General features: G+C 73.4%; 26 protein-coding genes. 19 read left to right on the forward strand and 7 right to left on the reverse strand.

Features of this window, described 5'->3' with window-relative positions; translation table 11 throughout:
* Positions 1-13: 13 nt before the first annotated feature.
* Positions 14-2,089 carry an alkaline phosphatase family protein gene (locus tag ABD352_RS32220; RefSeq protein ID WP_344616287.1) on the reverse strand — a complete coding sequence of 692 codons (2,076 nt, stop codon included), beginning with the start codon at positions 2,087-2,089 and terminating at the stop codon, positions 14-16.
* Between the two features lie 83 nt (positions 2,090-2,172).
* A complete protein-coding gene (locus ABD352_RS32225; RefSeq protein ID WP_344616288.1) occupies positions 2,173-2,370 on the reverse strand; it encodes a hypothetical protein in 198 nt (65 codons plus the stop codon).
* A 59-nt stretch (positions 2,371-2,429) separates the two neighbouring features.
* Between ABD352_RS32225 and ABD352_RS32230 the strand changes: the two genes are divergently transcribed.
* From ABD352_RS32230 to ABD352_RS32265, 8 genes are read left to right on the forward strand one after another with little or no spacing between them, the layout of a single operon-like run.
* Positions 2,430-3,938 carry a CYTH and CHAD domain-containing protein gene (locus ABD352_RS32230; protein ID WP_344616289.1) on the forward strand — a complete coding sequence of 503 codons (1,509 nt, stop codon included), beginning with the start codon at positions 2,430-2,432 and terminating at the stop codon, positions 3,936-3,938.
* 60 nt (positions 3,939-3,998) lie between these two features.
* Positions 3,999-4,355 carry an effector-associated constant component EACC1 gene (locus tag ABD352_RS32235; RefSeq protein ID WP_344616290.1) on the forward strand — a complete coding sequence of 119 codons (357 nt, stop codon included), beginning with the start codon at positions 3,999-4,001 and terminating at the stop codon, positions 4,353-4,355.
* Positions 4,356-4,358: 3 nt separating this feature from the next.
* Positions 4,359-5,627, forward strand: a complete 1,269-nt coding sequence (locus ABD352_RS32240) for a YqgE/AlgH family protein (protein ID WP_344616291.1) — start codon at positions 4,359-4,361, stop codon at positions 5,625-5,627.
* A complete protein-coding gene (locus ABD352_RS32245) occupies positions 5,627-7,645 on the forward strand; it encodes an SIR2 family protein (RefSeq protein WP_344616292.1) in 2,019 nt (672 codons plus the stop codon). The genes ABD352_RS32240 and ABD352_RS32245 overlap by 1 nt, the downstream gene beginning before the upstream one ends.
* A gap of 38 nt (positions 7,646-7,683) precedes the next feature.
* A complete protein-coding gene (locus ABD352_RS32250; protein ID WP_344616293.1) occupies positions 7,684-8,034 on the forward strand; it encodes a hypothetical protein in 351 nt (116 codons plus the stop codon).
* A gap of 38 nt (positions 8,035-8,072) precedes the next feature.
* Positions 8,073-8,726, forward strand: coding sequence for a hypothetical protein (locus ABD352_RS32255; protein WP_344616294.1), 654 nt, complete (start codon positions 8,073-8,075; stop codon positions 8,724-8,726).
* An 11-nt stretch (positions 8,727-8,737) separates the two neighbouring features.
* The gene (locus tag ABD352_RS32260) at positions 8,738-9,319 is read left to right on the forward strand and encodes an HD domain-containing protein (RefSeq protein WP_344616295.1); all 582 of its coding nucleotides are present in this window, start codon (positions 8,738-8,740) and stop codon (positions 9,317-9,319) included.
* 12 nt (positions 9,320-9,331) lie between these two features.
* Positions 9,332-10,729 carry an FAD-binding oxidoreductase gene (locus ABD352_RS32265; RefSeq protein WP_344616296.1) on the forward strand — a complete coding sequence of 466 codons (1,398 nt, stop codon included), beginning with the start codon at positions 9,332-9,334 and terminating at the stop codon, positions 10,727-10,729.
* 407 nt (positions 10,730-11,136) lie between these two features.
* On the opposite strand, the gene ABD352_RS32270 is transcribed toward ABD352_RS32265, so the two are convergent.
* From ABD352_RS32270 to ABD352_RS32290, 5 genes are read right to left on the reverse strand one after another with little or no spacing between them, the layout of a single operon-like run.
* On the reverse strand, positions 11,137-12,090 hold the full coding sequence (locus ABD352_RS32270) for an ATP-binding cassette domain-containing protein (protein WP_344616297.1): 954 nt from the start codon (positions 12,088-12,090) through the stop codon (positions 11,137-11,139).
* 11 nt (positions 12,091-12,101) lie between these two features.
* Positions 12,102-12,866, reverse strand: a complete 765-nt coding sequence (locus tag ABD352_RS32275) for an ABC transporter permease (RefSeq protein ID WP_344616298.1) — start codon at positions 12,864-12,866, stop codon at positions 12,102-12,104.
* A 16-nt stretch (positions 12,867-12,882) separates the two neighbouring features.
* The gene (locus ABD352_RS32280; RefSeq protein WP_344616299.1) at positions 12,883-14,037 is read right to left on the reverse strand and encodes a glycosyltransferase; all 1,155 of its coding nucleotides are present in this window, start codon (positions 14,035-14,037) and stop codon (positions 12,883-12,885) included.
* Positions 14,034-14,312, reverse strand: a complete 279-nt coding sequence (locus ABD352_RS32285) for an acyl carrier protein (RefSeq protein WP_344616300.1) — start codon at positions 14,310-14,312, stop codon at positions 14,034-14,036. The genes ABD352_RS32280 and ABD352_RS32285 overlap by 4 nt, the downstream gene beginning before the upstream one ends.
* A 3-nt stretch (positions 14,313-14,315) precedes the next feature.
* The gene (locus tag ABD352_RS32290) at positions 14,316-15,233 is read right to left on the reverse strand and encodes a methyltransferase domain-containing protein (protein WP_344616301.1); all 918 of its coding nucleotides are present in this window, start codon (positions 15,231-15,233) and stop codon (positions 14,316-14,318) included.
* Positions 15,234-15,952: 719 nt separating this feature from the next.
* Between ABD352_RS32290 and ABD352_RS32295 the strand changes: the two genes are divergently transcribed.
* The 11 genes from ABD352_RS32295 (at position 15,953) to ABD352_RS32345 (ending at position 25,819) form a co-directional block, all read left to right on the forward strand.
* On the forward strand, positions 15,953-17,371 hold the full coding sequence (locus ABD352_RS32295) for a class I adenylate-forming enzyme family protein (RefSeq protein ID WP_425553717.1): 1,419 nt from the start codon (positions 15,953-15,955) through the stop codon (positions 17,369-17,371).
* Complete coding sequence (locus ABD352_RS32300) at positions 17,368-17,646, forward strand: acyl carrier protein (RefSeq protein WP_344616302.1); 279 nt, start codon at positions 17,368-17,370, stop codon at positions 17,644-17,646. Before ABD352_RS32295 ends, ABD352_RS32300 begins: the two co-directional genes overlap by 4 nt.
* Positions 17,647-17,684: 38 nt before the next feature.
* Positions 17,685-17,888, forward strand: coding sequence for a hypothetical protein (locus tag ABD352_RS32305; protein WP_344616363.1), 204 nt, complete (start codon positions 17,685-17,687; stop codon positions 17,886-17,888).
* A gap of 7 nt (positions 17,889-17,895) precedes the next feature.
* Positions 17,896-19,032 carry a beta-ketoacyl-[acyl-carrier-protein] synthase family protein gene (locus ABD352_RS32310; protein WP_344616303.1) on the forward strand — a complete coding sequence of 379 codons (1,137 nt, stop codon included), beginning with the start codon at positions 17,896-17,898 and terminating at the stop codon, positions 19,030-19,032.
* A gap of 174 nt (positions 19,033-19,206) precedes the next feature.
* Positions 19,207-19,716, forward strand: a complete 510-nt coding sequence (locus tag ABD352_RS32315; RefSeq protein WP_344616304.1) for a hypothetical protein — start codon at positions 19,207-19,209, stop codon at positions 19,714-19,716.
* The gene (locus ABD352_RS32320) at positions 19,713-20,951 is read left to right on the forward strand and encodes a beta-ketoacyl-[acyl-carrier-protein] synthase family protein (RefSeq protein WP_344616305.1); all 1,239 of its coding nucleotides are present in this window, start codon (positions 19,713-19,715) and stop codon (positions 20,949-20,951) included. Before ABD352_RS32315 ends, ABD352_RS32320 begins: the two co-directional genes overlap by 4 nt.
* Before the next feature lie 29 nt (positions 20,952-20,980).
* A complete protein-coding gene (hppD, locus tag ABD352_RS32325; RefSeq protein ID WP_344616306.1) occupies positions 20,981-22,081 on the forward strand; it encodes a 4-hydroxyphenylpyruvate dioxygenase in 1,101 nt (366 codons plus the stop codon).
* Between the two features lie 2 nt (positions 22,082-22,083).
* Entirely contained in the window at positions 22,084-22,995 is a 912-nt protein-coding gene (locus ABD352_RS32330; RefSeq protein WP_344616364.1) for a phytanoyl-CoA dioxygenase family protein, read from the forward strand.
* Positions 22,996-23,018: 23 nt separating this feature from the next.
* A complete protein-coding gene (locus ABD352_RS32335) occupies positions 23,019-23,819 on the forward strand; it encodes a DUF3050 domain-containing protein (protein ID WP_344616307.1) in 801 nt (266 codons plus the stop codon).
* A 25-nt stretch (positions 23,820-23,844) separates the two neighbouring features.
* Positions 23,845-24,840 carry a thiamine pyrophosphate-dependent dehydrogenase E1 component subunit alpha gene (locus tag ABD352_RS32340; RefSeq protein ID WP_344616308.1) on the forward strand — a complete coding sequence of 332 codons (996 nt, stop codon included), beginning with the start codon at positions 23,845-23,847 and terminating at the stop codon, positions 24,838-24,840.
* Position 24,841: 1 nt separating this feature from the next.
* Positions 24,842-25,819, forward strand: a complete 978-nt coding sequence (locus ABD352_RS32345; protein ID WP_344616309.1) for an alpha-ketoacid dehydrogenase subunit beta — start codon at positions 24,842-24,844, stop codon at positions 25,817-25,819.
* The last annotated feature ends 8 nt before the right edge of the window (positions 25,820-25,827 follow it).

Below are 25,827 nucleotides of genomic sequence, written 5' to 3' on the forward strand. Positions count from 1 at the left end.
CGAGCTTGTTGATCTAATCACCTGGAAGTCGGCCGGACAAGGGAGCGCCCTCGCCGTCCTCGGCCAGGACGTCGCGCGGCGCGGGCACCGGCGCGGAGGCGCGCAGGCCCAGGTCTTCGAGCCAGGCGACGAGCTGCTCGTGGACGGCGACCGGGCCGCGCGGCCGGGCGTCGAGCACCGGCCAGTCGGCCGGGTGGACCAGCACCGCCTCGGTCTGCCAGCCGCCGATGCCGCCGTGCGAGCCCACCAGCTCCTCGAAGGCGGCCACCTCGTCGGTGCCGGGGTCGACCCGGCTGAGCACCACCAGGTCGCCGACGTGGGCCATCGCCTGGTGGGCGAGCAGGTCGGCGGCGGCCGACGGGCCGTAGGGCAGCAGCGGGTCGTCGCCCTCGATGTGCGCGTCGCGCAGCCGGTGCCGGCCGGCCGGGCCGATCGCGAGGGGGCCGTCCGGCGTGCCGACCACGACGACGCCGATGCCGGGGTGCTTGGCCAGGCCGTCGACCAGGCCCGGGCGCAGCTCCTCGACGGTGTCGAGGTCCGCGCGGCCGGGGACGCCGGTGAGGTACAGCATGGCGAGGTTCCCGGACGCGATGGTGACGACCTCGCCGCGGGGGCGATGCGTGACGGGGCCGCACGAGCGGGTCTGGTGCGACACGCCGGCCAGCAGGGCGTTGGCCCGCCCCCAGTCCTCCTCGTCCGGGCCGCCGGAGGCCGGCTCGGCGCCGTTGCCGGCGAGGTCGGCGACGAGGCGTTCGAGCGTCACGCCGTACCGCTGGCTGAAGGTCGCCCCCTGGCTCTGTCCGTGGTCGGAGAGCACCACGATCTGGTAGTCGCGGCCGGCCACCCGGGCCAGCTTGTGCAGGGTCCCCAGCACCCGGTCGAGGCCCTCGAGCGTCTGCATCGCCTCGGGGCGCAGCGGGCCGGCGTGGTGGGCGACCTCGTCGTAGTCGACGAAGTCGCAGAAGATGACGGGGGCGCCGCGGCTCATCTGCTCGGCGATGAGCGAGACGTTGAGGTCGCGCAGGAGCACGTTGGTGACCGCGCGCAGCGCGACGTACGCCGCCGTGCGGGGCACCCTGGGGTACACGTTGCGGAAGCGCTGCCGGCGGGCCTGCTGGATCTCCTTGAGCATCTCGCCGACGGACAGCACGACGGCCCGGGCGAAGCCGTAGGGGCTGGCCACGAAGGCCAGGTAGCCGCGGGCCGAGCGGCCGGGCAGCGCGGCGTTGCTGAAGGTGAGCAGGCTGGTCGGGGCGTCGCCGGAGAACACGTTGCTGATGCTCACGCCGCCGTCGGCGAGCAGGCCGCGGCCGGTGGAGATGCGGGCCTCGACGTCGGCGGCGTCGCGCGGGCGGTTGGTGACGACGAGGCGGGCGGCCTCCTTCTCGTACCAGCGAAACGCCGGGATCTGCGCGAAGTCGCCGTGCATGATGCCGGCCTGGCTGGCCGGGGTGGTGGCCGGCAGCCCGGTGTGCCAGGGCCGCATGGTGTGCGTGCCGGTGCGCACCCACTCGCCGAGGTTGGGCAGGTTGCCGGCCTTGACCGCCCAGGACAGCAGCGGCGCGGAGAGCCCGTCGAGCTGCACGATGAGCACGCCGGGCTCGGTCGCCGGGGTGCCGCGGTGCCGCCGGGCCATCTGGCGCAGCGCCTGGCCGAGGAACACGTCCTCGCTTCCGGCGTCGGCGAGCCAGTTCACCATCGCGGTGAGCGCGGCGGCGAGCCAGCTGGCCACCCAGGCGTCGGCGAACGAGTCCACGCTGACCCCGTTGGCCAGCCGCAGCGCGGTGAACATGACGACGGCCTGGATGACCACGCCGAGCGCGAGCACCCCGATCCCGCCGACCACGACCGCGACGCCGAGCAGCACCAGGCGCATGAGCGTGCCGATGAGCGCCAGCAGGACGGTGAGCTCGACGAAGGTGAGCGGGCCGCCGCTGGCCCGCACGCCGGGCAGCAGCCAGAAGGTGACGGCGAGGACGACGACGCTGGTCAGACCGGAGCGCAGCAGCGACTTGCCCCACGCGACGGTGAGCCGCCAGTCGCGCAGCAGCCGGATGGCGAAGCGCACCCGCTGCCTGACGACACCCACGTGCCCAGATTACGGCCGAGGCCGCCGACCACCCGATAACCGATCAGAGTGACCCAAGTCGCACCCGACCGGACGGCCCGTGCCTATCGCCGCACGCACGCCGGCCGCGGGTCCAGCAGGGCGCCGACCGCCAGCGCGTACCGCTCGGCCGAGCGCACCGTCTCGGTCGCCGCCGACAGCCGCTCACCCAGGTGGACCGGCCGCGGTGCGGCGAGGACGTGGCGCAGGGCGGCGAGCTCGGCCAGGTGGTCGTCGAGCAGCCGGAGGAGGTCGTGGTGCACCTTTCGTTTATCGCATGTTCACCTTCGCACGGTGACGGGTTCACTGCGAGAATGAGTGCATGGCCGGAAAACTCGAGGTTGAACGCAAATACGAGCTCCCGGACGGTTTCACGCTGCCCGACCTGAGGGGAATCGGCGGCGTCGCCACCGTCGGCGAGCCGGATGACCAACGGCTCGACGCCGTGTACTACGACACCGACGCACTGCACCTGGCGCGGGGCCGGGTCACGCTGCGCCGGCGCTCCGGCGGGCACGACGCCGGCTGGCACCTCAAGCGCCCGTCGGGCGGGGAGCGCAGCGAGCTGCAGGTGCCGGCCAACAACCGCCACCGCACCCCGCCGCGGGCCGTGACCGACCAGATCCGCGCGCTGGCCCGGGGCGAGGCGCTGACCCCGGTCGCCCGCATCCGCACGCACCGGGTCGAGCGGGAGCTCAAGGCCGCCGACGGCCGCACCCTCGCGCTCGTCGCCGACGACCGGGTCACCACCGAGTCGCTGCGCAGCGGCCGGGCCCGCGAGTGGCACGAGCTGGAGATCGAGCTGGTCGACGGGGGCGGGGCCGCCCTCGCCCGCCTCGACGCGGCGCTGCGCAGGGCCGGCGCCCGGCCGGCCAAGAGCCCCTCGAAGCTCGCCCAGGCCCTCGGCAAGGAGTACCCGCCCCCCGCGCCGCTGCGGCTGCGCGGCTCGAAGGCCCGCAAGGCCCTGGCCGCCTACCTGGCCGCCCAGCGCGACGCGCTCATCGAGCACGACCCCCAGGTGCGCGAGGGCGACGTCGAGGCGGTGCACAAGATGCGCGTCGCCACCCGGCGGCTGCGCTCCACGCTGCGCTCGTTCGCCCCGGTCCTCTCCGGCGACCTCGACGCGCTGCACGACGAGATCAAGTGGGTCACCGGGCTGCTGGGCGAGGTGCGCGACTGCGACGTCATGGGCGAGCGGCTGGCCGGGCTCGTCGCCGGCGTGCCGGCCGAGCTGGTGCTCGGGCCGGTGTCCGCGCGCATCACCTCGCTGCTGGCCGCGCGGTCGGCCAAGGCCCGGGAAGCGCTGACGGCGGGGCTCGACAGCCCGCGGTACACCACCCTGCTCAACGACATCGACGCGCTCGTGACCCGCACGGCCGAGCCCGACCGGATCCCCTCCCGCCGGATCCTCCGCCGCGCCCGCAAGGCCCTCGACCGGGCCGACGGCCGCCTCGCCGCCGCCGAGCGGGCCGACGGCCGCCGCACCCGGCCCGGGATGCCGACCCCCGACGAGCGCCTGCACGAGGCCCGCAAGGCGTACAAGCGCGCCCGGTACGCGGCCGAGCTGGTCGCACCCGTCGCCGGCAAGCGGGCCACCAAGCTCGCCGACCGGCTCACCGACCTGCAGGACGTGCTCGGCGCACACCAGGACGCCCTGGTCACCGGGGACCTGCTGCGCCAGTACGCGATCGGCGCGCACGGCGCCGGCGAGAACGGGTTCACGTACGGGCTGCTGCACGCCCGCACCGACGAGCACGGCCGCCAGGCGCTGCTCGCGCTGGGCGAGACCAAGGGCAAGGCGCGGAAGGCGAAGAAGGCGCTCTTCGGGTGACAGGGGTGGCGTGGGTTCGATAAGGTTCGAACTCCCGCCCCCGACACCCCGGGTTGACCAGTGCAGCTGCAGATTCACCTCGAGGCCCTGGACAACGGGCCCGCGCCCGACGTCGACACCCTGCTCAGCCTGCAGCGCTGGCTGGTCGGCGAGCCCGACGTCGTGCAGTCCGAGATCGGGCTGTCCACCGCCGGGAGCCCCGGCGAGCTGGGCGCCGCGGTCGAGATCATCAGCCTGGTGCTCGGCACCGGGCTGTCGGTCGGGCAGCTGCTGCTGGCCGTGTCGAACTGGCGCAGTACCCGCCCCGCCGCGCCGGCCGTGATCCTGACCCGGACCGACCCCGACGGCGTGTCCGTACGCATCGAGTCCGCCGACCCGCAGGCCGTGGCCGCCGCCGCCCGGGCGCTCGACGGCTGAGCGGTGCCGGACCTCGCCGACCCGCGGGCGTCGCGGGCAGTGCTCGTGGGCGGGGCGCGGTACACGTCGCTGCCCGAGGTGCCCGCCATCCCGCGCAACCTCAACGCGCTGGCGGGGGTGCTGCAGGACCCCGACCTGTGGGGGCTGGCGCCGGAGCACTGCACGGTGCTGCCCGACCCCGACGACGCCCGGGAGGTCAGCCGGGTGCTGCGGCGCGCCGCGGACGAGACCGCAGCGGAGGGGACGCTCGTCGTCTACTACGCCGGCCACGGGCTCGTCGACCCGGTCGACGGCAGCCTGGTGCTGGGGCTTCGGGACACGGATCCCGCCGTACCGTACGAGGCCGGTCTCCCGTTCGAGCACATCAGGCGGGCGGTCGCCGGCAGCCGGGCCCGGCGGCGGCTGGTCATCCTCGACTGCTGCTATGCCGGGCGGGCCGCCGGCGCGCTGGCCTCGGGCGAGTCCGGCTCCCAGGCGGTGGCCGACCAGGCCGGCACCGACGACACCTGCCTGCTGGTCTCCGCACCGCGCAACCGCACCGCCCAGGCCCCGCCCGGCGAGCCGTACACCGCGTTCACCGGCGAGCTGCTGCGGGTGCTGCGCGGCGGCCTTCCCGACCGCCCGGCCATCCTCGACGTGCGCACCGTCTGGCGCGAGGTCACCCTGCGGCTGCGCGAGCGCGGCTTCGAACTGCCCGAGCTGCGCTCCGCCGGCGACGAGCTGGCCCTGGTGCGCAACGCCGCCCGGCACCGCCGCGACCTCGTCGGGCGGATCGTGGTCGCCACCGCCGCCGTCGAGGACCGCGACCTGCGCCAGGCGGCCGTGCTCATCCTGCGCCACGACCGGGGCCGCGGCGCGGTCGGCGTGCGGATCAACCGCCCGACCGCCGACCCGCTGCCGGCCGACATCCCGCAGGGCTGGCGGCGGCTGCTGACCACCCCCGCGGTGCTGTTCGACGCCGGGCCGCTGAGCCGGTACGAGGGCTTCATCGCGGTCGCGCGGCTGCGCCCCGACGTGGAGCCCCCGCTGCGCTTCCAGCCGATCCGCGACCGGCTCGGCACGATCGCCCTGGCCGCCGACCCGGCCCCGCTGCCCGCCGTGATCTCCGGGCTGCGGCTGTTCAGCGGGTACCTCGGCTGGGGCCCCGAGCAGCTGGAGGCCGACATCGACGGGGGCCTGCTGCTGCTCAGCGACGCCGACGTGCGCGAGGCGCTGTCCAGCCGCCCGCGCGACCTGTGGACGACCCTGCACGCCCGGGCCGCGGGAGAGTGATGGAAGCGCGCCTGATCGACGACATCGTCTCCGCCATCCGCCACGGCGGCACCGTCACGCTCGTGCTGGGCGCCGGCATGACCATGCCCGCCGTGCCCGGCCTGGAGGAGCTCGTCGAGCTGGCCGAGCGCTACGCCGCCGGCCTCGGCGACGACGGCGAGCTGACCCAGGCCCTGCACCAGGCCCGCGCCGCGCTCGGGCCGCACGCGCTGCCGATCGACGTCTACCTGGCGTACCGCCGCGTCTTCACCGCCCGCCGCCGCCCGGGCGAGTTCGACGTGGTCGCCCAGCAGGCCGTCCTGGCCGGCTACCGGGCCCCCGACCTCGCCTCCTCGCCGCTGGCCACGCACGGCATCTGGCAGTGGGTCGACCTGCGCCTCGGCGAGCGGGTCGAGAACAGCCTCGACTGGTGGGAGCTGCCGGCCGGGGTCGAGGCGGTCGGCCGCCTCCTCGCGGGCCGCCCCGACGAGTTCGGCAACGCCCTGCTCACCACCAACTTCGACCCGCTCTTCGAGATCGCCGTACGGCACACCGGCCGCCAGGCGGTCAGCGTGCCGGTCGCCCCCGACGGCCGCCCCGACCGCCGCCCCGAGGGCGAGGGCGCGGTGCAGGTCTTCCACCTCCACGGCTTCTGGCGCCCGGTCAGCGAGGAGGCCCGCGAGCCGCTGCTGCACGACCCGGCCCCGGACGCCACCGCCCCGGAGCCGACCGCCCGGGCCCTGGCCGACCTGGTCACCGGGGATGTCGTGGTCGTGGTGGGGTACAGCGGCTGGGACGACGTCGTGACGAGCGCCCTTCGCGCCGTGGCCGCCGCCCGCCCCGTCCGCGTGCTGTGGGCGCTGCACGACGCCGCCCCGCTGCGCCTGCCCGAACGCCTCGAGGGCCTCGTCACCTTCTACACCGAGGTCGACGGCGACCGCCTGTTCACCGCGCTCGCCGACCGGCTCGAGGTCCCGCCCGCCGGACCGCGCGTCGACCCCCGGCGCCGGGTCCGGCACCTGGAATGGGAGCGGGAGCTGTTCTCGCAGCCGGGCAACACCGCCCCGGAAGGTGTACTGCCACTGCTGCGCCAGCTGGAGCGCCGCTACGGCTGGGGCGTGGACTGGGCCGGCGACCCGCAGCGCCCGCGGCTGCTCTTCTGGCCGGTCCGCCTGCGCGCCCGCGCGTCGCTCATCAACGCCGTGCAGGCCCTCACGGCCGCCGCCCTGTCGGCCCGCGGCGTGCGCGTGGCGATCTGCCTCGACGACTTCGGCGTCGCCGGCCGCGAGGAGCTCAGCGCCGGCTTCTCCGCCGACCTGCTGCGCTGGATGCACCGGGTCGACCCGGCCGCCGCCCCGTCGGTCGCCTCCCTGCAGGACTACGTGACCGGCGCCCCGGCGCACTCCCCCGAGTCGCTGCTGCGCCCGACCGACCCGTGGTCGGTGGCCCGGATCTTCTACGGCGAGCGCAGCCCGTCGCTGTACAGCGTCCTGGCCGCCATCAAGGTCGTGCCGCACCTGGCGCTGCACGACATGGAGCGCAACGCCGGGGCGATCGTCCAGACGCTGCTGAGCAAGGATGCCAACCGCCTCCTGACGCCGCTGACGACCTGGTCCTACCTGCACCATCTGCTGGAGGACGAGCCGGCCGCCGAGGTGATGGCCTACGCCGGCAGCGACGAGCGGCTGCTGTGGGAGCAGTTCCGCGAGCACTTCGGCCTGGGCGGCACCCTGCTGTACAACCCGTACATCAAGCACCTGACCAACGAGTCCCGGATGGTCCGGTGGTCCTCCCCCGCGGAGCTGCGCGCCTACCTCAACTCGACCCGCTCCCTGCCGGGGTGGGGCGAGGAGGGCGGCTACGTGCACTGGCTGGTCCAGAACGCGTTCCTGCTGCCGCGGTACCTGACCGGCGAGGAGTTCCCGGAGGCGGGCGGCTACCGGCTGGACTCGTGGACGGCCTTCGCCGCCGCCCTGGAAGGCGGCATCCCGGTCCTGGACCTGCTGGCCGAGGACGTCTCCGCGTTCTATCTCTCCTGACCTCGCCCTCGTGGCGGTACGGAGGTAGCGTTTCTTCCATGACAGTGGGGGTCCTGTCGACGAGCGGCATCGACCGCTGCGTGGCGCTACTGGGTGAGGATCTGACCGCCTACATCGCCGGGGCGGGGTCGGCGACCGAGTTCCAGCGGTGGCGGGGCGACCGGCGGCGCTGGGCCGAGATGGCCGGGCGGCTGCGCGGTGCCGTCGAGGTGGCCGACACGTTCGCGCGGGCCAACCGGCTCGGGGCCGCGGCCGGGTGGCTGCGCGAGGTCGGGGCGGCCGGGATCGCCGGGCGGTCGCCGGCCGGGATGCTGCGCGAGGCCACCGGGGACACGATCAAGCGCGTGCTGGAGGCCGCCGAGCGGTTCACCCGCCGCGGCCGGGTGTAACACCTCCGGCCGCGGGGCGTGTGCGAGAGTCTGTATACGTGGCTGGCCCGTTGCTGCTTCCCCGCACCGACCTCGAGCACGTCGACGCCGGCGGGGTGATCGACCGGCTCCTCGCCGACCTGAGGGGCGGCCGGCGGCTGGCCGGTGGCGTCCCCTACCGGCACGTCAACGGCTTCACGAAGATCGTGGCGGCGCGCTACGACGACGGCAGCCGGCTCACCCTGCACTACTGGCCGGCCTCCCGGACCGCCGCCGAGCACGTCTCGCGGCCGCACGACCACCGGTTCCCCTTCAGCTCGATCCTGCTCGGCGGGCGGCAGCACTTCATCGAGCTCGACGAGGACCCCGCCGGCGAGGCCTGGCGGCGGTTCACCTATCGGCCGTACCTCGGCGGCAAGATCGCCCGCGTCGCCCCTTCCGGAAATGTCGGACTGGTCGAGGTCCGGCGGGTCGAGCGGGCCCCGCTGCGGGGGCGGTACGTCACCACGTCCACGATCGTGCACCGCGCCGTCACCGACCGGCGGCAGTCCTGCGCCACACTGGTCATGCGCGGGCCCCGGGAGAAGCAGCGCTCGCAGGTGTACTACCGGCCGGACGAGCCCGCGCCGCGGGGCGGGGTGCAGCTCGGCCGGCGGCTGGAGCGCGCGGAGGTCGTGCGGCAGCTGCAGGACATGGCGGCCATGATCGCCTAGGAGGTGTGAGGATGCTGTCGCCGCGGTTCGAGGAGGCGCTGGCGTTCGCGGCGCGGCACCACCATCGGCAGGTCCGGCACAACACCGGCACGCCCTACGTGTCGCACCTGCTCGCCACCTGCGCGATCGTGCTCGAGGAGGGCGGCGGCGAGACGGCCGCGATCGGGGCGCTGCTGCACGACGTGCTCGAGGACCAGCCGACCGGGCGCGGGGCGCTGCGGGCCGCGTTCGGCGACGAGGTGTACCGCATCGTGCACGACTGCACCGACGCCGACCTCGGCGAGCGGCAGGGGCTGACCTGGTGGGAGCGCAAGCGGGCCCACCTGGGGCGGATGGACTCCGAAGCGGGCGCCGAGTCGCTGCTGGTCATCGCGGCCGACAAGGTGTGCAGCCTGCAGTCCCTCGTGGACGACCTGCACCGGTTCGGGCCCGAACTGTTCGCCAGCAGCGCGCGGACCGCCGAGGAGCTGCTGTGGAACTACCGGGAAGTGCTCGCCGTGCTGCAGCGCCGGCTCGGGGAGCGGCCCGTGGTGGTCCGCCTGCGCAAACTCGTGGCCGAGTACGCCGCGCTTGCCGTCGATCCGGCACGGTGACAAGATCTGCCGGTGCGGCTTGATCTTTCTGAGCTCTCCGGCTTCCGCGGCTCCCTCCTCACCCCCTACGACCCCGAGTACGAGGGGGCGCGCGTCCTGTTCAACACCCGCGTGCGGACCCGCCCGGCGCTGATCGCCCGGTGCACGGACGCCGGCGACGTGGCGGCGGCGATCCGCTACGCCCGCGAGCACGGGCTGCCGCTGTCGGTGCGCGGCGGCGGGCACCACGCCAGCGGCCTGTCCCTTGTGGAGGGTGGGGTCGTGGTCGACGTCGGCGGCATGCGCGACGTCGCGTTCGATCCGGCCACCGCTACCGTGACCGTCGGCCCCGGCATCGGCTGGCGCGCCATCGACCAGGTCACCTACGCCGGGCACAGCTTCACCGGGCCCGACGGCCTGGAGTACGGCCTGGCCGGCCCCGGCGGCGAGTGCCCGACCGTGAGCAACGCCGGCTACAGCCTCGGCGGCGGGTACGGCCCGCTCGGGCGCACCTTCGGCCTGGGCTGCGACCACATCCTGGCCGCCGAGATGGTCGACGCCGAGGGTAACGTGCTGCGGGCCAGCGAGACCGAGCACCCGGACCTGTTCTGGGCGCTGCGCGGGGCCGGCGGCGCCGGGTTCGGGGTGGTGACGAGCCTGACGTACCGGCTCAACCCCCTGCCCAAGACGGTCGTCGGCGGCATCATCGCGTGGCCGTACAGCCGGGCCAAGGAGGTCTTCCGGGCCTACCGCGACCTCTACGCCAACCGCGAGGACGACCGGCTGGCCCTCTGCCTGCTGCTCAGCACCGAGCCGTACCCGGACGGCGAGCCCGTCGTCGCCATGTACGGCATGTACGTCGGCCCGCCCGCCGAGGCCGAGGCCGCGTTCGCGCCGGTGCACGCGCTCGGCGAGCCGCTGTTCAGCTCGATCGGCGAGACCGACTACCTCGAGATGATGACGGTCATGGGCGAGGAGATCGTGTACGGCCTGCAGTCGAAGTGGGTCGGGGGGTACTTCTCCGAGGACGGCTTCGACGAGGCCGCCTTCGACGTGCTCGCCCAGCGCTTCGCCCAGTCGCCGTCGGGATTCTCGATGGTCCGCTTCGACCTGCTCGCCGGCGGCGCGATCGCCCGCGTGCCGGCCGACGCGACCGCCTTCGTGCACCGTGACGCACTGCACTATGTCTCCATCATCGCGCAGTGGCCCGGCGACGAGGAGACCGGCGCCAACGTGGCGTGGGTGGACGACTTCGCCGAGGCCCTGCGCCCGCACCTGACCGGCGAGGTGTACCAGAACTACGCCGACCGCGACCTGACGGACTGGCAAACGGCCTACTACGGCGCCAACTACCCGCGGCTGCAGCAGGTCAAACTGGCCTACGACCCGCAGGACGTCTTCCACACCCCGCAGTCGATCCGGCTGCCCTGATATCTGCGGCCCGCGGTCGGCCCGCGCCGCGGGCGAATAGTTAATTGAAATAGTGGCCGTTGACGCGGCCACGGGCCAAGAGCAATGCTTTCAACAGCCGTTCTCACGGCGAATTCCGAGGTCCGGCAGCCGGGCGCGCGGGCTCTGCCTTGCGCGGTTCGGACCGGATGCCGGACCCCGGAACGCCTGCAACGTGCATCGAAAGAATTGCACTTGGAACGCCGCACTCCCTCGAGCGGCGGGCCACATCCGTGCACGCCACGGACGACGGGCGGCCTGAGCGGATCGGGCCCGCGGGCCGCCCGCCCGGCGATGCGAAGAATGCTTGCGCGCGGCCATCGAATTGGCCGAATACATGACTGCGGCGAGGCATCGTGAACGACGCCTCGCCGCAAGTCTTCTTCGCGCTATTCGCGCAGCGACCGGCCGGTCTTGGTGAGGAACACGTCGTCCAGGGTCGGGCGGTGCAGCTCGATCGTGGCCAGCGAGATCCCCGCCCCCTCCAGGGTCCGCATGATCTGCGGGATCGCGGTGTCCCCGGCGTCGACGGTCAGCCACAGCTCGCCGTCCTCGCGCACCTCCACCCCGCGCGCGAAGGGCTGGTCCTTGAGCAGCTCGGCCGCCTTCTCCGCCAGCTCCCCCACGCCGACCGTCACCACGTCGCCGGAGATCTCGCGCTTGAGCTCGTCCGGCGTGCCCTCGGCGACGATCTCGCCGTGGTCGATGATGGAGATCCGGTCGCACAGGGCGTCGGCCTCGTCGAGGTAGTGCGTGGTGATGAAGACCGTCATGCCGTCGGACCGCAGCCGGCGGATCTCGTCCCACATGTGGGCGCGGCTCTGCGGGTCCAGGCCGGTGGTCGGCTCGTCCAGGAACAGCACCTGCGGGCGGTGGATGATGCCGAGCGCGATGTCGACCCGGCGGCGCTGGCCGCCCGAGTAGGTCTTGCACTTGCGGTCGGCGAACTCGGTCAGGTCGAAGGCGGCGATCGCCTCCTCGGCCCGGGTGGCGGCCTCGGCGCGGCTCATGCCGTACATGCGGCCCTGCAGGATGAGCTCCTCGCGGGCGGTCACGTCGTCGGTCGTGCCGCCGCCCTGGGCGACGAAGCCGATGCTGCGCCGCACCTGGGCCTGCTCGGTGCGCAGGTTGGCCCCGGCGATGGTGGCCTCGCCGTCGTCGGGCGGGATCAGGGTGGCGAGCATCCGCAGCGTGGTGGTCTTGCCGGCGCCGTTGGGCCCGAGGAAGCCGAAGATCTCGCCCTCGGCCACGTCCAGGTCGATGCCCTTGACCGCGTCGACGCTGGTGGTCTGCCGCTTCGCCCGGGTCTTGTAGGACTTCTTGAGCCCCTTGGTCTTGATCATTGTCGTACCCCTTACTTGACCGAGCGCGCGAAGAGGCTGGCCGACCAGGTGACCGCGGCGACGACGAGCGCGCCGCAGAAGACGATGCTGCCCCACACGTGGACGTCGCCGGCATCGCCGGCGTAGAGGGCCCGCATGCCGGTGACCGCCCAGTTGAACGGGTTGTAGTCGGCGATGGTGCGCAGCCACAGCGGGGCCAGGGCCAGCGGCAGCAGCGTGCCGGAGAGCAGCATCAGCGGCTGGGCCACGTTGTTGATGACCTGGCCGAGCACGTTGGGGTTGTTCACCTTGATGGCGATGCCGTAGGAGATCGCCGCGGCCGAGAGGCTGATGAGCGCGAGGATCGCGTAGCCCAGCAGGATGTTGCCGATGTTGGTGATCAGCCCGAACGGCACCGACAGCACGGTGATGAGGATCGACTGCACGATGACCGTGACGACGTCGCGCAGCGCCCGGCCGAGCAGCAGGGCGACCCGGCTGACGGTGGTGACCCGGGAGCGCTCGATGACGCCGTTGGCGAGGTCGCCGAGCAGGCCGAAGCCGACGTACAGGCCGCCGCCGATGGCCAGCGCGACAAGCATGCCGGGGACGTAGACGCGGTAGGCGTCCAGCATCGAGGTCTTACCCATCGACTGCAGGGCCGGCTTGAGCAGCGGGGCGAACAGGATCAGGTACACCACCGGCTGGGCGATGCCGAGGAACACCCACAACGGGGAGCGGATCATGAGCAGCATGTGGCGCTGGAAGATGAGCCAGGTGTCGCGCAGGACTTTCACGGTGATATCGCCTCAATCATTGGTGGTGGGCCTCGAGGAGTTGGGCGGCGGCCTCGGCTCCCCCGCCGGCCAGCAGCCGGTCGCCCTCCCCGCGGGCGGCGGTGGCGAAGGCCGGGTCGTCGAGCACGCGCAGCAGCTCGGTCCGCAGCGCGCCGGGCCGGATGTGGTCGAAGGAGACCCGCACCCCGGCGCCGGCGGAGCGGACCGCCTCCGCGTTGAGCGCCTGATCGCCCTTGATCGGCGCGACGACGAGCGGCACGCCGTGCACCAGCGCCTCCGAGACCGTGTTCAGCCCGCCGTGCGAGACGACCGCGTGCAGGTGCGGCATCAGGTCGAGCACGGGGGCGCGGCGGCGCACCAGCACGTGCGGGCCCGGCTCGGCGGCCAGCGTGCGGTCGGGCGCGATCACGACGGCCTGCAGCGTGTCGCCGAGCGGCGCGAGGGCCGCGTCGACGCGCTGGTAGAAGTCCTTGGCGATGTCCATGGACAGCGTGCCCATGGTGACCAGCACGTGCTTGCGGGCCGGGTCGAGCCAGTCGAACGGGAAGTCGGGGTCGGGCGTGCGGGTGGCCAGCGACGGGCCGACGAGCCGCAGGTTGGACGGCAGGTCGGCCGGGGCGCCGGCCAGCGCGCCGGCGGTGAAGGCGATCACGCCGTGCGGCGAGAAGCGCAGGTCGTGCGGCGGCTCGCCAGGGCGCCCGGCGGCCGTCCAGGCGGCGGCCATCTGCCCCTGGATCCACGCCTCGACCCGCGGCAGGCCGTGGCGGAACGGCCGGGTGAGCTCCATCGTGGTCGGCGCGACCGAGACCCAGTGCAGGCCGTGGGCGTGCGCGGCGATGGCGCCGGCGATGGCGTGCTGGTCCACGACCATCACGTCGGGGGTGAACTCGGCGATCGCCGCCTCGATGCCCTTCCGGGTGGTCCGGGCGTGCGGGACGATGTAGCCCTCCCACCGGGACCGGGTGGCGTCGAGGCCACGCTCGGCCTGACCGCGGTGGGCCCGCAGCGGGATCGGATGGATGCGCGCCTGCTCGCCGACGAGCGGCCGCAGGAACGACTCCGAGCCGGCCCACAGCACGTCGTGGCCCCGCCGCAGCAGCGCGTCGGCCACCGCCGCCATCGGGTGGACGTGCCCGAACAGCGGCAGGGAGACGAACAGGAACCTGCTCATGCGCTGCCGCCGGAGGCGTCCACATAGGACGCGACGTCCGCGACGCTCAGCGTCAGCAGTGCCTCCAGTTCGAGTCCGGCGACGTGCCCGGCGAAGTCGACCCCGAACACGTCGGTGAGCCGCCCGGCAAGGGCGGCCACCTCGATGCTGTCCAGGAACAGGTCGCCGTCGAGCCGGGTCGCGGGGCCGATGCCGGCCAGCCACTCGGCATCCTCGCCGGTCACTTCGCGAAGAAGCTCGGCAACGGCGTGCTCGGTGGTCGTCGGCGTGCTCACGGGTCAGTCCTCGGTCGGTAACGCCGCGGGCTTGACCGCGCGCACCGCGCCGTAGGTCATCGCGCCGGTGCTGAACCCCTTGAGCATCAGCGGGCCGGCGTAGAAGAAGCCGAGCACGTCGACGCCCCGGTCGCGGGCCAGGTCGCGCATCATGGCGCGGCCGTTGTCCAGCTCCCGCACCTGGGCGAAGTTCGGCTCCCACGAGTTGGCCACGTTGGCCGACCAGTCCACACTGGACACTTCGGCGAAGCCGGCGGCCAGGGCCAGCCGCTCGTGCTCCTCCAGCGAGGAGAAGCTCGGCATCACCTGGTGGCGCAGGATCTGGTCGACGACGCGGTGCTCCTCGGCGCTCAGCTCGCCGTCGCGCACCGACCAGGTGGCGATGGCCAGCACCCCGCCGGGGCGCAGCAGCCGCATCGCCTCGGCGAAGAACGCGGTCCGGTCGGCGATGTGCATGAGGCTCTCGACGGCCCACAGCGCGTCGAAGGACGCGTCGGGGAAGCCGTTGTCGAGGGCGTCGCGCTGGTGGAAGTGCGCCCGCCCGCCGAGGCCGGCCTCGGCCGCCTTCTCGTTGGCCCGGGCGGCCTGGGCGGCGCTGAGCGTCACGCCCTCGACCTCGCAGCCCAGTGGGCCGGCCAGGTACAGCGCGGGACCGCCGATGCCGCAGCCCACGTCGAGGACCCGGGCGCCGGACGGGATGCCGGCGAAGGCGACCAGTTCGCGCACCAGCCGGTCGGTCGCGGCGTGCCGCTCGTCGTCGTTGCCGGGGCGCTCGCCGACGTCCCAGAACCCGTGGTGGACGTGCTCGCCCCAGAGGTCCTCGTAGAGGTCCAGCGTGGTGTCGTAATAGCGTTCGACGGCCGCGTTGAGTCCCGGACCGGCAGGCGCCGACGGGTATGCGGAACCGGTATCTGCTTTCACAGTCGCAAATCTCCGAAACGGCAGTACCAGGGAATGGGAACGCAACCGCAATAGGCGGTGCGAGCCCGGCCATTGTATGGACGCCGCGACGAGCCTTGTCAATGACCTGGGGAAGTTCCGGAACCGGCGGTACAGCGGCGACCTGGATACTTGCGCAGCCCATATATCCCGCGAGACCACACCTAACGGACGTTCGGACTTCCCCTTGCTGGCGATACCTGAGACCTCGACCCCAAGCGTCCGCAGCTGCCACGAATGTCCGAGTTTGCGGGAATCGCGCGTGGCCGGGACCCGGCCTGACCTGAGCCTTTACCTGAATGTTGACCGTATCGAGCCAAACGATTTTTCACGGGAGGTGGTGTGACAGAACGGACATCCCGTCACATGCTCTGGCTGCCCACTCTTGTAAAACGACCTCGATTGCGTAAGGTCTATGCCTAGTCGAGGTGCCTATTTCCTGCCTTTGCAGCAGCTGGGTGCTTGCGTTCGGACAACGTCGACCGTTGCGGGTGCTTGCGTGCCCTCGATCTCTTCGCAGTGTGTCCATCTTCGGGGGTTGTACACGCTGACCGGTGGCCAGAGTCGGCCGACCGGCCGGTGCGTACGACCCTGCGCGCGGTTTGCTCCCAGCGAGCCCTGGCGCGCCGGCCGCCTCCCGGCGGAAACGGCGCCCCCGGCCCGCCGACGACCCGCGCCCGGTAAGGAAAGGGAATGTTCCGGTGACCGAAGCCCTCGATCCGGGCTGGGTCGACGAGGTGCTGCTGGCGGACGCCGCCGGCCGTCCCGGCGACGCCCCGGCGCTCGTCTTCGACGCCCCGGTGACCCGCGCGGAGCTGCGCCGCCTGGTCGAGCAGAAGCAGGCCGTCCTGGCCGCGGCCGGGATCGGCCGGACCGGCCCCGGCGACGCCGTCGCGATCTGCCTGGCCCCCTCCCTGGCCTTCGTGACCAACCTGCTGGCCTGCTGGCGCCTCGGCGCGCGGGCCGCGCTGCTGGACCACCGCCTCACCCCGTTCGAGGTCGACGCTGCCCTGCAGCGGCTGGCCCCGCAGGCCGTCGTGTCGGCCAAGCACTCCAGCGGCGGGCCGCTGCGCGGTTTCCAGGACGTGCAGGAGCGCGTCGCCACCTACCCGGGCCGGCCGGCCGACACCGCCCACGCCCTGGTCCAGCTCAGCTCCGGCTCCACCGGCCCGTCGAAGGTCATCGCGCGCAGCGCCGCCAACCTCGTCGAGGAGCTGCACCGGTACACCGCGATCGGCGCCGGCGTGCCGCAGCCGGGCGAGCGGATCGTCTGCCTCGCCTCCATGGTCCACGTGCTCGGCCTCGTCGGCGGCCTCCTCTACGGGCTGCACGCCGGGGCCCAGGTCGTGCTGCCGGCCCGGATGACCGCCGACGGGATCCTCGCCGCCGTGGCCGCCGGCCCCGAGCCGACCACCCTGCTGGGCGTGCCCTTCCACATCGAGCTGCTCTCCTCCGGGCCCCGGCCGCCGCGGCTGCCGCAGCTGACCGGGATGACCACCGGTGGCGAGCTCGTGCGGGCCACCGTCCATGAAACTTTCACGGACCGTTTCGGGGTCCGGCTCGGCAACATGTACGGCATGACCGAGGTCGGGGTCATCGCGACCGACCTCTTCGGCGAGCACCGCCCCGCCCTGACCCCGGCGCCCGGCCTGCGGGTGCGCGAGGAGCACGGCGAGCTGCTGGTGTCGCTGGCGGAGTCGCCGTACCTCGGCCTGGTCGACCCGAACCGCTGGGCCGACGGCTGGCTGCACACCCGCGACGCCGGCGCCGTCGACCCCGACACCGGCCGGTTCCGGGTGCTGGGCCGCAACGACTCCCAGGTCTCGGTCGGCGGGCTGAAGGTCGACCTCACCGAGGTCGAGCACACGCTCGCGGCGCTGCCCGGGGTGGCGTCCGCCGTCGTCACGCACGACAAGGCGATCGAGGCCTACGTGATGCTGCGCGACGACACCACGGCGGACCAGGTGCGGGCGCTGCTCGCCGAGCGGCTCGCCCCGTTCAAGCGCCCCCGCGCGCTGCACGTCGTCGAGCAGCTGCCCAGAACGGCCACCGGCAAGCTCGTCCGCGACCGCGCCCTGCTGGTCGCGGCCGCCGTAAAGGAAGGGAACACCCAAGCATGAGCGACGAGACCGCAGGCGAGATCCGCCAGTTCTTACTGGACTCGCTGACCGAGATGAACTACAGCACCGACGACATCGACGACGACACCGCGCTCGGCCCGGCCGGCGCCGACCTCGAGTCGCTGTCGCTGGCCGAGCTGGCGGTCCGGGTCGAGGACCGTTTCGGGGTGCGCTTCGACGACGACGAGGCCGAGAAGCTCGCGGGCATGACGGTCGGCGAGTTCATCACGGCCGTCGCCGAGCGCCGGGCCGCCGCGGCCACCGCGGGCAGCTGAGCGTGGCCGCTGCACCGGGCCGCGCCGAGGTCGTCGCCATGCTGGCCACCTACGGGGACCGGCAGCCCGAGGACGTCGGCGAGGGGATCGACTCGCTGGAGCTGGCCTGGCTCGTCCACCAGCTCGAGCAGCACTACGGCACGGTCCTGGACCTCTCGGACGAAGAGCTCGCCCGGATGTCCACGGTCGAAGGTGCCGTGGAGGTCCTGGCCGGGCTCGAGGTCGAGACGGGTGCCCGGTGAGGCCGTGATGAGCAGGGGTACCGCGGACGTGCTGATCACCGGCGTAGCCGTGCTCAGCGCGTTCGGCCGGGGCATGGGCGCGCTCGCCGCCGGGCTGGACGCCGGCCGGCCGGCGTTCGCGCCCGTCCGGCGCTTCGACGTCACCGGCCGGCGGGTCGGCGTCGCCGCCACCATGGACGGCGACCCGGACCTGCCCGCGGAGCTCGCCGCGCTGACCGCCGAGGCCTGTGACGAGGCCAAGCTGAGCACGGCCGAGCGGGCCGGCGCGCCGCTGTTCCTGGCGGTGCACGGCGACCCGCGGCTGGCCCGCTCGGCCCCGGCCCAGCGCCCGGGCCACGGCGGCACCGCATTCGCCGCCGCCCTGTCCGGCGCGACCGGGCTCGGCCCGTCCCGCGCGTACACGTCGGCGTGCGTCGCGGCCAGCACCGCGATCGCCGACGCAGCCGGGCTCATCGCCCGCGGCGAGGCGGACCGGATCGTGGTGGCCGGCGGATACCTCGTCGAGGCCGACCAGTACGCCCTCTTCGACGCCGGACGCGCGCTGTCCACCGACGGCGCGGTCCGGCCGTTCAGCGCCGGGCGGCGCGGGCTGCTGCTCGGCGACGGCGCCGGCGCGGTGGTCCTGGAGTCCGCCGAGGCGGCCCGCGAGCGCGCCGTGCCGCCCCTGGCCCGGCTGGCCGGCTGGGGCCGGGCCGGCGACGCATACCACCCCTGCCAGCCCGACCCCCAGGGTCGCGGGCTGGCCCGGGCGATCGGCGCCGCGCTGGGCCGGGCCGGGATCGGGCCGGAGCAGCTCGGCTACATCAACGCGCACGGCTCGGGCACCGAGCAGAGCGACGTCGCCGAGGCGGCCGCCCTGCACGCGGCGCTGGGCCCGCACGCGGCCACGGTCCCCGTGTCGTCGACCAAGTCGCTGCACGGCCAGGCCCTGGAGGCCTCCGGCGTGCTGGAGCTGGCGGTGACGCTGCACGCGCTGCGCGGCGGGCGGCCGCCGGTCAACGCCGGCTTCGCCGCCCCCGACGAGCGGTGCCCGCTCAACCTGGTGCTGGGCGCGGCCCCGCCGGTCTCCCCCGGCTACGCGCTGAGCCTCAACGCCGCCTTCGGCGGCGCCAACACGGCGCTGTTACTGGGCGCAGAAGCATGAGCGGTCCGGAGCGGAGCGGAGGGGCCGCTCACAATGGATACGGTTCTCGCTCATGCCACCGGCGGAGCGAAGCGGAGCGATTGGCATGAGCGGTCCGGAGCGGAGCGGAGGGGCCGCTCACAATGGATGCGGTTCTCGCTCATGCCACCGGCGGAGCGAAGCGGAGCGATTGGCATGAGCGGCTTAGCTTCGCGCGCGCTCGCGGCCGGCCTGCAGGTGCAGGCGGCCGCCCGCTGGCCCGGGCCCGAGGACACCGAGCTCCCGCGCCTGGCCGGGTTCATCCACTCCGGCTTCAACCCGATCATCGCGGCCGTAGCCGGGCGCTGCCTCGCGGACCTGCCGGAGAGCGCTCCATTCGCCGAGACCGCCGTCGTGCTCGTCAGCGACCTCGGCGACGTCGAGAGCGCCGCCCACGTGGCCGCGGCCGTGGACGCCGGCGCCCGGGTCGGGCCCCTCTTCTTCTTCCAGTCGGTGCCCAACGCCGTGCTCGGCCACATCGCGGCCAAGCACGGGCTCACGGGGCCGGTGAGCTGCGTGTGCGACGCCGGCTCCGGCGTCGACGCGGCCCGCGGCCTGCTCGCCGACGGCGACGCACACCGGGTGCTGATCATCGAGATCGACCCCGACGACACCGCGGCCGCGGTGCTCGTCGGCCACGAACCCAGGCACGGAGGCGCAGCATGAACGCACACGCGGCGGTGACCGGGATCGGCCTCGTCACCCCGGTCGGCGTCACCGGGGCCGAGGTCTTCGACGCGATGTGCGAGGGCCGGTCCGGGCTCAGCGCCCCGCCGCCGGACCACGCGCTGGCCGGCTCGGTCGACGTGGCCGCGTTCGGCCCGCCCATCGACCCGCTGTCGGTGCTGCCCGGCCCGGACGCGCGCCTGGTCGACCGGTACATCGTCATGGCGCTCAAGGCGGCCGAGGCGGCGCTGGCCCAGGCCGGCATCGAGGCCGGGAAGAACGTCGACCCCTACCGGGTGGCGGTCATCCTGTCCGGCACCGGCGGCCTGGCCACCCTCGACGCGCAGGCGGTGCAGCGGGACAAGCGCGGCCGCGCCGGGGTCAGCCCCTACCTGCTGCCGGGGATGCTGCCCAACATGGGCGCGGCCCGGGTCGCGATGCGCTACGGCCTGCAGGGGTACAGCTCGTCCATCGGCACCGCCTGCGCGGCCGGCGCCCAGTCCATCGGCGAGGGCCTGCGGCTGCTGCGGTCCGGGGAGGCCGACGTCGTCGTCTGCGGGTGCAGCGAGGCGCCGCTGTTCCCGACCCTCGCCGACACGTTCGGCAACGCCCGCGCGCTGGCCCGCGGCTGGGCCGACCCGACCGAGGCGAGCCGCCCGTTCGACCGGCGCCGCAACGGCCTGGTGCTCGGCGAGGGCGCCGGGGTGTTCGTGCTGGAGCGGCCCGAGCACGCCGCCGCCCGCGGGGCCACCAGCCACGCCGACCTGCTCGGCTGGGGCGCCACCAACGACGCGCACCACCCGACGACGCCGCGCCCCGACGGCGCGGCGGCCGCCGAGTGCATGCGCCGGGCCGTGGCCGACGCCGGCCTCGACCCAGCCGACATCGGCTACGTCAACGCACACGGGACCTCCACCAAGCTCGGCGACGTCGCCGAGTCGCTGGCCATCCGGGCCGTGTTCGGCCCGGCCGGCCCGCCGGTCAGCTCCACCAAGGGCGTCACCGGGCACATGCTCGGCGCGTCCGGAGTTGCCGAGGCTGCGGTGACGGTGGAGGCGCTGCGCCGGGGGCTGCTGCCGCCGACGCACAACCTGGACGAGCCCGACCCGGCCTGCGAGCTGGACCACCTGCGCGAGGCCCGCCCCGCGCCGGTGGCCTACGCGCTGTCGAACTCCTTCGGCTTCGGCGGCCACAACGTGAGCCTCGTCTTCGGTCCTCCCGGGTCGGGCGGCTGACCACCCGTACCAGACAGGAAGCAGGCACCATGCAGATCCTCGACACCGACCACATCGAGATGTACGTCGGCGATGCGCGCGCCGCGGCCGAGCAGCTGTGCGCGTCGTACGGCTTCCACGTCCACGGGCAGGGCGGCCCGGAGACAGGCCTGGCCGGCCAGCGCAGCGTGCTGCTGGGCCAGCGCGACATCCGGATCCTGCTCACGTCGGGCCTCAGCAGCGGGCACCGGGCGAGCCGGTACGTGGCCAAGCACGGCGACGGCGTGGCCGTCGTCGCGTTCGGCTGCACCGACGCCGAGGCGACCTTCGCGGCCGCGGTCGACGGCGGGGCCACCCCGATCGAGGCGCCCCGGCGGCTCGAGTCCGGTGACTCGTCGGTGGTGGTGGCCGAGGTGTCGGGCTTCGGTGACGTGACGCACCGGCTCGTGCAGCGGGCGCCCGGCGGCGGCGCGTTCCTGCCGGGCCTGCTCGACACGTCCATGGCCCCGGACGGGCCGTCCGACGACGACCTGCTGCACGCCATCGACCACGCGGCGGTGTGCCTGCCGGCCGGCGAGCTCGAGGCGACCGTGGCCTTCTACCGCCGCGCGTTCGGGTTCGACATGATCTTCGAGGAGTACATCGAGGTCGGCGAGCAGGGCATGCAGTCGCAGGTGGTGCAGAGCCCCTCCGGCGGCGTGACCTTCACGCTCATCCAGCCCGACATCAGCCGCCGGGCCGGCCAGATCGACGACTTCCTGGCCTGGCACGAGGGCGCCGGCGTGCAGCACATGGCCTTCAGCACGCACGACATCGTGGCCGCGGTGCGGACGCTCGGCGCGCGGGGAGTCGAGTTCGCCCAGACCCCGTCGAGCTACTACGACATGCTCGGCGCGCGCCTCGGCGAGGTCGATGTCCCCGTCGAGGACCTGCGGCCGATCGGCATCCTCGTCGACCGCGACCACTGGGGCCAGATGTACCAGATCTTCGCGAAGTCGACGCACATCCGGCGGACGTACTTCAACGAGCTCATCGACCGCCACGGCGCGCGGACGTTCGGCACGAGCAACATCCCCGCGCTGTACGCGGCGAAGGAGCGAGAGCTGGCGGCGGTGCGCAACACCACATTTTCTGAAGGGACCGCACTGTGACCATTTCGGTGACCCGAGACTTCGCGCTCTCGGAGGATGAGCTGGCGTTGCTGCCCACCGACGAGGAGGTGGAGGCGTACGCACGCAACGGGTGGTACCTCACCCGGAAGCTCTTCACCGACGACGAGGTCGACGCGCTCGTCGCGGCCAGCGAGCGGTTCTACGCGGGCGAGCGCTCGCGGACCCTCCCCGCCCGCCCGCCCCGGCTGGCCTACTGGCAGCCCGAGCACGGCCCCGTGCAGCGGCACAACGACTACGTCCACTACGAGCACGACGACATCGCGCGGATCCTGCGCAAGCCGATCGTCGGCGCGGTCGCGGCCCGGCTGGCCCAGGCGGACGAGATCCGCGTCTTCCAGTCGACGCTCATCTACAAGCCGCCGATCGCCGGGGAGCCGTCCAACGTCGTGCCCTGGCACTTCGACCGGCACTACTGGCAGACGTGCACGTCCGACGACATGCTCACCGCGTTCATCCCCTTCCACGACTGCGGGGTGGACATGGGCACCATCACCATGGTCGAGGGCAGCCACCGCTGGCGCGAGATCGGCGCCGACGACACCACCACCCGCCACTTCGCCGACCGCGACCGCAGCGACCTGGAGCGCATGCTCGAGGACAACGCGGCGCACAACCAGGCCGAGGTGCGCAAGGTCCCGATGCTCATCCCCAAGGGACACATGAGCTTCCACCACTGCCGCACGTACCACGGCAGCGGGGCGAACGTGAGCGCCCACCCCCGCCGGGCAATCTCGTTCCACCTGCAGCCGGGCGGCAATGAGTACCGCCAGTTCCACCTCTCCACCGGCGACGCCGTGACCTACAACCACGACGTCCTGGTGCGCCGGACCGAGGATGGGCGTCCCGACTACGCCGATCCGGAGTTCTGCCCCGTGCTCTGGCGAAACGCCTAGGGAGAACAACGAAGGAGTTGGACATGTCCCGCTACGACTGGGGCCAGCGGCACCCGGGCATCGACCGGCTGGAGGCCCTCATCGCCCCCGCCCGCAACGATGTCGTCACCCATCCCATCTACGGCCGCCTGGAAAGCCTGCCGGCCATCCGGACGTTCCTCGAGCACCACGTCTTCGCCGTGTGGGACTTCATGTCGCTGCTGAAGTCGTTGCAGCGCAACCTCACCTGCGTCGAGGTGCCGTGGATCCCGACCGGTCCGACCGGCAGCCGGCGGCTCATCAACGACATCGTCCTGGTCGAGGAGAGCGACGAGCTGCGCGGCGGGTTCATCAGCCACTTCGAGCTGTACCTGCTGGGCATGACCGAGGCGGGCGCGGACCGCACGGTCATCGACGGCTTCATCGAGCTGCTGCGGGCCGGGACCCCGGTGCCGGCGGCGATGGAGCAGGCCGGGGTGCCGGACGCGTCTGCCGAGTTCGTGCGGCTGACCTGGCACCTCATCGAGACCGCGCCGATCCACTGCCAGGCGGCGGCGTTCGCCTTCGGCCGCGAGGACCTCATCCCGGACATGTTCCAGCAGGTCATCAAGGTCAACGAGCAGGACGGGCAGCTGGGCACGTTCGTGGACTACCTGGCCCGGCACATCGAGGTCGACGGCGAGGAGCACACGCCGATGGCCATGCAGATGGTCACCGACCTGTGCGGCGACGACGAGGCCAAGTGGGAGGAGTGTGCCGACACCATCAACCTCGCGCTGACCGCGCGGGCAAAGCTGTGGAGCGGCATCCTCGCCAAGATCGACGAATCCGTCCTGGCCGTCTGATTCGTGTTCCTCTGAAGGAGTTTGTGTGAGTGACGCCGCCGGGCTGCTGGGCTTACCGGCCGATACGGTAAGCCTCCTGTATCGCACGGTCCGCCTGATCAGGCGCTTCGAGGAGCGGGCCATCGAGCTCGTCCGCGAGGGCACGATCGTGGGCGGGATCCACCCGTACCTCGGGCAGGAGGCCATCGCGGCCGGCACCTGCGCCGCGCTGCGGCCCGGCGACGTCATCACCAGCACCCACCGCGGCCACGGCCACGTGCTGGCCAAGGGCGCGGACCCGGCCCGGACCATGGCCGAGCTGGCCGGCCGGGCCACCGGGCTCAACCGGGGCCGGGGCGGCTCGATGCACGCCGCCGACTTCTCGATCGGCATCCTCGGGGCCAACGCGATCGTGGGCGCCGCGGTGCCCATCGCCGCCGGGGCCGCCTGGGCCGCCCGCCGGGCCGGCCGGGACCAGGTCTTCGTCACCTACTTCGGCGACGGGGCGGTCAGCCAGGGCGTGGTGCTGGAGGCGTTCAACCTGGCGGCGCTGTGGCGGCTGCCGGTCGTCTTCGTGTGCGAGAACAACGGCTTCGCCACCACCACCCGCTTCGCCGAGGCGCAGGCCGGCACGGTCACGGGCCGGGCCGCCGCCTTCGGCATTCCCGCGTCCACCGTGGACGCCACAGACCCGGAAGTCGTACTGCGGGCAGCCCGCGAAGCGGTCGAGCGCGCCCGTTGCGGCGGCGGCCCGACGCTCGTCGAGTGCCTGGCCTACCGGTTCGACGCCCACCACACCTGGGAGCACGCGGCCCGGCCGCGCTACCGCACCGACGAGGAGGTGGCCGCGGGCATGGCCCGGGACCCGCTGGAGATCCAGGGCGCGCGGCTCGCCCCGCAGGAGCGGGCGGACATCGACGCGCAGATCGAGTCGCTGCTGGAGCTGGCGGTGCGCTTCGCCCGCGAGAGCCCGCACCCCGACCCGGCCGACGCGCTGGAGCACCTCTACGCCGACGGGCTGCGCGTGCGGGCGGGGGCGTGAGATGACGATCCTGTCGTACCTCAAGGCCCTGAACCGGGCGATCGCCGCCGAGATGGAGCGCGACCCCGCGGTGTGCGTGTTCGGCGAGGACGTGCGCGTCGCCGTGAGCAACGTGACCACCGGCCTGCACAAGAAGTTCGGACCCGAACGGGTCATCGACATGCCGATCTCCGAGCAGGCGTTCACCAGCTTCGCCACCGGGGCGGCGCTGGCCGGGCAGCGGCCGCTGATCGAGTTCCAGATCCCGGCGCTGCTGTTCCTGGCCTTCGAGCAGATCGCCAACCAGGCCCACAAGTTCTCGCTCATGACCGGCGGCCAGGCACACGTGCCGGTCACGTACCTGCTGCCCAGCTCCGGCTCGCGCGGCGGGTGGGCCGGGCAGCACTCCGACCACCCGTACAGCCTCTTCGCCCACGTCGGCATCAAGACCGTGGTGCCGGCCACCCCGGCCGACGCCTACGGCCTGCTCGCCTCGGCGATCCGCGACGACGACCCGGTGGTCGTCTTCGCCCCGGCCGGCGCGGTCGGGGTGCGGGCCGACGTCGACCTGGCCGCCCTGGCCCCGATCCCGCTCGGCGTCGGGCGGGTGCACCGGCCCGGCGAGGACGTGACCGTGGTCGCCGTCGGCCATCTGGTGCACGACGCGCTGGCGGTGGCCGAGGAGCTGGCCGGCACCGTGTCCGTGGAGGTCTTCGACCCGCGGACGCTGCACCCCTTCGACTGGGCAGGGCTGGCCGCCTCCCTGGAGCGCACCGGCCGCCTGGTCGTGGTCGACGACTCCAACCGCTCCTGCGGGATGGCGGGCGAGATCCTGGCCTCCGCGGCGGAAGGCATGCGCCTGATCGCGCCGCCGCGGCGGGTGACCCGCCCGGACGGCGCCGTGCTGCCGTTCGCCCGCGAGCTCGACCTCGCGCTGCAGCCCAGCCGGGCCCAGATCAGGGCCGCCATCGAAGACGTCGCCAAGCTCGCGCACACCTGACTTCCGAG

This window comes from Dactylosporangium salmoneum (assembly GCF_039532525.1).
GTDB classification, from domain to species: Bacteria; Actinomycetota; Actinomycetes; order Mycobacteriales; family Micromonosporaceae; genus Dactylosporangium; species Dactylosporangium salmoneum.